Annotated in this window: 6 protein-coding genes, 1 tRNA gene and 1 pseudogene; 4 read left to right on the top strand and 4 right to left on the bottom strand. The window is 41.7% G+C overall.

Annotated elements, in window-relative coordinates:
- Positions 1-107 precede the first annotated feature (107 nt).
- Both Q0192_RS06180 and Q0192_RS06175 read right to left on the bottom strand, forming a co-directional pair.
- Positions 108-335 carry a hypothetical protein gene (locus tag Q0192_RS06180; RefSeq protein ID WP_299287694.1) on the bottom strand — a complete coding sequence of 76 codons (228 nt, stop codon included), beginning with the start codon at positions 333-335 and terminating at the stop codon, positions 108-110.
- Between the two features lie 154 nt (positions 336-489).
- Positions 490-999 (bottom strand): hypothetical protein, encoded by a 510-nt coding sequence (locus tag Q0192_RS06175; RefSeq protein ID WP_299287691.1) that lies wholly within the window; start codon positions 997-999, stop codon positions 490-492.
- Between the two features lie 81 nt (positions 1000-1080).
- On the opposite strand from Q0192_RS06175, the gene Q0192_RS06170 reads away from it, so the two are divergent.
- From Q0192_RS06170 to Q0192_RS06160, 4 genes are all read left to right on the top strand, one after another.
- On the top strand, positions 1081-2757 hold the full coding sequence (locus tag Q0192_RS06170) for an HDIG domain-containing metalloprotein (RefSeq protein ID WP_366518140.1): 1677 nt from the start codon (positions 1081-1083) through the stop codon (positions 2755-2757).
- A 117-nt stretch (positions 2758-2874) separates the two neighbouring features.
- A complete protein-coding gene (locus Q0192_RS18730) occupies positions 2875-3147 on the top strand; it encodes a hypothetical protein (protein ID WP_366518139.1) in 273 nt (90 codons plus the stop codon).
- Between the two features lie 75 nt (positions 3148-3222).
- Positions 3223-3309 (top strand) — tRNA-Ser (locus Q0192_RS06165).
- 247 nt (positions 3310-3556) lie between these two features.
- Positions 3557-4831: a site-specific integrase gene (locus Q0192_RS06160; RefSeq protein ID WP_299287688.1), complete on the top strand. Its 1275-nt coding sequence runs from the start codon at positions 3557-3559 to the stop codon at positions 4829-4831.
- Positions 4832-5328: 497 nt separating this feature from the next.
- Here the strand turns inward: Q0192_RS06160 and Q0192_RS06155 are convergent, their stop codons facing one another.
- A complete protein-coding gene (locus Q0192_RS06155) occupies positions 5329-5931 on the bottom strand; it encodes a hypothetical protein (RefSeq protein WP_299287685.1) in 603 nt (200 codons plus the stop codon).
- A gap of 67 nt (positions 5932-5998) precedes the next feature.
- Positions 5999-6500: pseudogene (locus Q0192_RS06150) on the bottom strand (hypothetical protein); the annotation flags it as partial.

The following is a 6500-nucleotide window of genomic DNA, read 5'->3' as shown; positions in this document are numbered from 1 at the left end:
AAACTTCATCAGAGATACATAGGTGAATATCGTTGTTAGAAAACAATTCTGTTGCAATTAAATAAGGATAACTGTGTTGTATGAGTGAAGAGATGAAAACATTGGTGTCAATGATGATTTTTTGCATTTCTTACAGCTTTTACTTCTTCTGAGATTTCGTCCATTGTCATTTTAGAAAGCCCGTATTTTTCTGCAAGGCTCACACATTCGTTAAGTGTTTGCTTAGCAAGTTCGTTGCTTATGATGTCCACAAATTCAGAAAAAGAAATCTGGTCTCCTTTCAAACTAAACTTATCATACTCTAAATCCGATATTGAAATATTAATTGTCCGCATATTAAAAATATTAAATTTTTACCATCAAACTAAACGAAAATTTTTTTGATAACGTGTAGCTTTTAAATTTTCTCAATCAAAACCTTGTTTGTTTTTTGATCCAAGTTTAGCCAATTGTAAATGTATCAAACATACTGTTTTTATGCACATAAAATTAGTGTGCCGCCGCCGCCCTTCTACGCCTTTTTAAAACGATCAGGTGCGTTCCCAAAAAAACCAAAAGCAAGGGCAAAGTATCGGATTGCAAATTTTTACCGAAGCTAACATCAATCGTCCTCGAAAAAAAATGAGGTTTGAGACTTGCAATTTGTTCCTGTTGATTATCCAGCCAAAAATATTGACGTATAAAAAACCAAGGCCGCGTAAAACTAAAAACAGGCCCGTTCTTCAAATGCAGTTTTGCGCTTCTGCCAAACCATTTCATTCTTAACTCCCCAACATTTAAACTATTTTCATCGGTTATAGAAATCGTTCGGCTGAAGAATTTTTGCCGAAAAACCCAGGAAGCGGATGCTGTTTTTACCACTGCTTTTTTGCTGAAAAAGTAAGGGTAAACTAATTCGCCGTAAGTTGCTTTTCCGTCGGTCAATTTAAAGTTGGCGCGAAACCAACGGGTTCTGATGATTTTTAAATTGGGTGCCGAAGCAGAAAATGGGCTGTACATGCGCGTTTGGTTTCACTAAATATAACAAGGAAAACACATAAAACAGAAACTTATCTTAAATTTGATGGGTAATGATTTTTGATGGCTATACTTAACTCTTCCCGACAGAAAGCATTGATGCGGAAATTTGCCATGAACATCAAGTTTTTGATGATGTTCACCGCCGTAATTGTGATCATATTTACGCTGCCCAAACAAGCCAAGTTTCGGTTTGAATATGGCAAAGGCCGGATTTGGAACCAGAAAGATTTGGTTTCGCCCTACAATTTTGCCATCCTGAAAACCAATGCCGAACTGGATGCCGACCGTGAAGCCGCTTTGCGCAGCATTAGCCCGATTTACGAATACGATCCGAATATTGAAAAACAGGAACTGGAAAATTTTAGGAACGATTTCGAGATCAAATGGCATAATTCCGCTTTAAATGAAAAACAAAAAGACGCTTATTTAAAATTAGGAATAGCGCTGCTTACCAACATTTACCAAAAAGGTGTGCTGGCTTTGAACAAAAGGTTTCAGCACAGCGGCGAAAATTACGACGTAACTATTTTAAACAACAAAATTGCCCAAACTAAAATTACGGCAGAAATTTTTACCCGCGAACGGGCGTTGAATTATTGCGACCAGGTGCTGAACCAGCGCCGCGACCTGGACAAATCGTTTCTGATTGGTTTGCTGCAAGACCACATCCAATACAATTTGAGTTATGATAACCCGCTGACTTTGCAACTGGAAAACGAAACGCTGGACGGGCTTTCGCAAACGCGCGGAATGGTGCAAAAAGGAGAACTGATTGTGGCCAAAGGTTCTGTTATCAACCAGGATGTTTACCAAAAATTAGAATCGTTTAAAAAAGCTTTTGAAGATAACGTTCACGTCAGCGGCGATAAAAGGATGGTTTTGCTGGGCCAGTTTTTGCTGGTTTTTTTGGTGATCACGCTGCTGATTGTTTTTTTATACCTTTTTCGCCGCGATATTTATAATGATAACCGCTTAGTCGGGCTGATTTTGCTGGTGATCACTTCGATGCTGGTTACGCTTTCCTGGGCCATCCGTTTCCAAATCCCCAATTTATATTACATCCCGTATTGCATCGTGCCGATCATCATCCGCATTTTGTTTGATACGCGGTTGGCGCTCAACATCCATTTGCTGGTGGTTTTGGTTGCCGGCTTTTTTGTGCCCAACAGTTTTGAGTTTGCTTTTTACGAACTTACGGCCGGCATGGTTGCCATTTACAGTATCAAAAACTTGATCCGCCGGGAACAATTTTTGATCTCGGCCTTACTGATTGCAGGCTGTTATTTGGTTTCTTTTTTGGGGATTTCTTTTATCCGAGAAGGAAGTTTTAACTCGATAGACTGGAACGATTTTTTGCCTTTTGTGGCGAGTGTTTTGCTAACGCTGCTGGCTTATCCGTTAATTTATCTCTTCGAAAAAGTGTTCGGCATCACTTCAGACATTACGCTGATCGAACTCACCAATACCAATTCGCCGGTGCTTCGGGATTTGGCTTTTAAAGCGCCAGGCACTTTTCAGCATTCATTGCAAGTGGCCAACCTGGCCGAAACTGCCATTTATACCATCGGCGGAAATGCGTTGCTGGTGAGAGCAGGGGCTTTATACCACGACATCGGGAAGATGGAAAACCCGCAGTATTTTATCGAAAACCAAAACCAGGGCTTCAACCCGCACGATAAGCTTTCGTACGAAGAAAGTGCGCGGGTCATTATTCGCCATGTGCAAAAAGGCGTGTAACTGGCGCGAAAAAAAAACCTGCCCGAAATTATTGTTGATTTTATCCGCACGCACCACGGCAACACGCGGGTAGATTACTTTTACCAGTCTTTTTTAAAAAACTTCCCCGAAAAACTGGTGGACGAAAACATTTTTAAGTATCCCGGCCCGATCCCTTTTTCCAAAGAAACCGGTGTTTTGATGCTGGCCGATTCAGTCGAAGCGGCTTCCCGTGCCTTAAAAGAACCGAACTTTAAATCCATTAACGATTTGGTTGACAAGCTGGTAAACTACAAATTAGACCAGGGGCAATTGAAAAACAGCAACATTACTTTAAAAGAAATTGAGACCGTAAAAAGCATTTTCAAAAAGATGCTGATGAGCATTTACCATGTGCGCATTGATTATTGATAATATTTTTTGACGGGAAAACTGAATTACTATATTTGCAGCCTCAAAAAAGCGTTGCTGCTGCCAAAGCAAAAAGGTGAGGTGCCTGAGAGGCCGAAAGGATCAGTTTGCTAAACTGACGTACGGGAAACTGTACCGAGGGTTCGAATCCCTCCCTCACCGCTGAAAACTTAGTCAAAAAACACCAAAAGCCTGTAAATCATACATTTACAGGCTTTTTTGTTACCATGAGATCGTCAAAATATACAGGAAATCGCATAAAAAATGAGCGACATTCGTGGCGTCTTTTTTAATAAGAAAAAGACGCCACGAAAATGGCTTAATTAACTGATTCACAAGATGTTCAAAAGATGAACATCTTGACTTTTTACCTCTGAATTTCGACATTTATTAACTAAAGAATGGCGACATGTTGGAAAAAAGTTTAGGATTGATGTTTTATTTAAAACGGCCAAGGAATTATCAGGGTGGACCAATGTATATCTACCTTAAAGTAACTGTTGATGGTGTAAGTAAAGACCTTTCTGTCAAACGCTCCTGGGAACCGTCGAGGTGGAATTCTATGGGAAATTGTGCTAATAGCAATAAAGGAGATGCTAAAGCGCTTAACGAGTATCTCGACGTTTTACAGAACAAGACCTATGATGCCCGAAAACATCTGATCGACCGGGGCAAAGTGGTTACCGCTTTAGCTATAGTAGAATTGCTTTCCGGGACCGAAGAACGGAAGCGAATGTTACTTGCCTTATTTGAAGCGCATAATGAAGACCTAAAGAAAATGATTGGTAAAGGTGTTGCAAAGGGGACATATACCAATTTCATGAGTTCCTACAAACACACATCAATGTTTATAAGGAGCAAGTACAAAGCCGATGACTTGAATATTCGCTCATTGGATCTGGCATTCGTCAAGAACCTTTATAAGTGGTACCGGACGTATCGGAACCTTAATCATAATTCGGCGTTGAAAAATATTGCTAATATGAAAAAGGTAGTTTTGGATTGTGTAGATAACGGTTGGTTAGTGGCAGACCCTTTTGCAAAATTTGATATGACAAGAGAAGATGTTGACACTATTTATCTGGATAAGGAAGAAATCCAGCGAATTGCATCTAAGCCTATTAGTAATGAACGCATTTCCAAAGTAAGAGATTTATTTATCTTTTGCTGTTTCACAGGTCTTTCTTTCATTGACGTAAAGCAATTGAAACGCTCTGAAGTAATGTTGACCCATAATGGTGAATTAAGAATTTATAAGAACAGGCAAAAGACGGGAACGCCAGCCATAATACCTTTATTACCTATCGCTCTTATCATTCTTGATAAGTACAAGGCCGATGTAGAATGTTTTGCAAAAGATATGTTGTTGCCGGTTTTGAGTAACCAGAAGTATAATTCGTATTTAAAAGAAATTGCTGACATCTGCCACATTGATAAAGGACTGACGTCGAAAATAGCCCGCAATTCATTTGCTACTACCATAACCCTGGCTAATAACGTACCCATTGAAACCATTAGTAAAATGATGGGCCATAAAACAATTAAACAGACACAACATTACGCCAAGGTATTAGCTATAAAAGTTACTGAAGATATGGACTTGCTAAAAAAGAAGCTTCAAAAAGATAATTTTATTTCGGGAAATCAGATTTTGAATGCTTCTGATGTGAAAGAAGTTGACTGATTTTAATTGATGATTTTGTTGTAAATTACTGAAATATAAACTTTAATACTCAATGTGAAACCGATTTTTGAGTCAATCCTAACCCAAATTGATGTAAGTACAGTTTACAGCTGTTAACTCAGCTTTGCGTCTAATGTTATTTTAAACTGACGCTTTACGCATCTGCACACTATAGGTCATTCAACGCTTAAACAACCGGAGCTGAAAGCAGGAAAACTGTCAAGGGCCGCGGCCAGAAGCCGCGGTTTATATACCCTTGACAGTTTTCCTGCGATAGCTAACTTTGTGGCTTCGCGGTGTAGCGACCGGAAATACGGCTCTTGAAAGAAATTGGACGGTACTTTTATGGCCGCCCTTGGTGAGCTAAGTCCTGGTATTTTTAGTCTTTCTAAACGACCGTCCCTTGAATATTAGCTTTGTTTCCACTTGTTTTAAAGATAACCTTTTCATATAGCGGTTTAACCATCGATACGCATAGGCCTATAACACTAACTAACCTACTTAGCAGCCTTTACTTTTTTTAACCTCTCCTGAGCTGTTTTTTGCTCTTTTTCCGCCTGCGTGGCCTCGGCCTCAGCGATGGCCAAGGCCTGCTGTTTCTCCAGTGCTTTTTGGGCTTTTTGTAAAAAAAGGGCAGGGTCTTGGGCCATTTTGTCCTCGATGGTTTTTGACACGTTTGGATAGAGCGCCCTAACGAACCAGAAGTTATCCGCCTCGGCACCCAACCGCGCGTTCTGGTGATAAAAATACAGGGCCGTTCCGACCGAGCCGGAGGTAAGCGCAAAGCAGATGACAATAGCGGCGATCAGCCCCTTTGACCAGGCACCGAAATGATGGCTCGTTTTAACCGGGATCACTTTGGGCAGATGGGATACAATCACTTTCAGTTCATCGATCTGCCGGGCAATCTTCCTATCGTCATATCGTTTGTTCGCTGTCTCGATCCTGGAAGCAATCGTTTCAAGCGTAGCCTTGTACTGCTGTAAAAAGGTAACGAGCAGTTCTGCCGTACCGCTTTCTATCACTGTCATTCTCGAAAGGAAGCCCTGGATCAGCTCCTCCATCATCATCACTTTTTCTTCCAGCTCTGTTTGTTCCATCTGGTTTAGGTTTATTGTTTAGGGTTAATAGTTCTTCGGGATAAGCAACGTTCTTTCTGGTTACGGATTACCTGCTGATCCCCTGCGATTGTGCCTGTTCGGCCTCGTGTTTCTTTCTTTTCCGGCGCGCTGCCTCGCCGTCGTCTGCACTGGCAGGGCTGGACAGGTCCCGGCTGCCCTCCAGCAGGATTTGCAGTAAACCTTGGCCCTGGCCGCTAAACACGCTCTGATCCCTTTGCTGCCGCTCGTCCTCGCGGGCGCTTTGCTGAACGCTTTCTTTTGACCTGCTTTGCTGAGCTGCTGGCATGACGCTTTCAGCGGGGCGAAGCTGCTGGCCCTGCCCGTTGCGGGCCAGCTCGGCGTTGATCCCACTGTAGCTCAGGCTGCGGTCAATGGCAGAACCTTTTAGCTTGATTCCATCTTTTTCAAAGGAGATGCCCTGCACTTCGCTGGTTCCGCTTTTCAGTTTGTAATGGATGATGATGCCTTTACTTAACAGCCCGGCTTCAAGCTTTTTCCAGCTGCGCGCTGTTTTCAGCTCTGCCTTAATGGCATCATAAAGTTCGTAG

This window comes from uncultured Mucilaginibacter sp. (assembly GCF_937859865.1).
In the GTDB taxonomy this organism is placed as follows: domain Bacteria; phylum Bacteroidota; class Bacteroidia; order Sphingobacteriales; family Sphingobacteriaceae; genus Mucilaginibacter_A.
The sequence above is the reverse complement of the archived record's forward strand: the minus strand, read 5'-3'. Positions and strand labels throughout refer to the sequence as shown.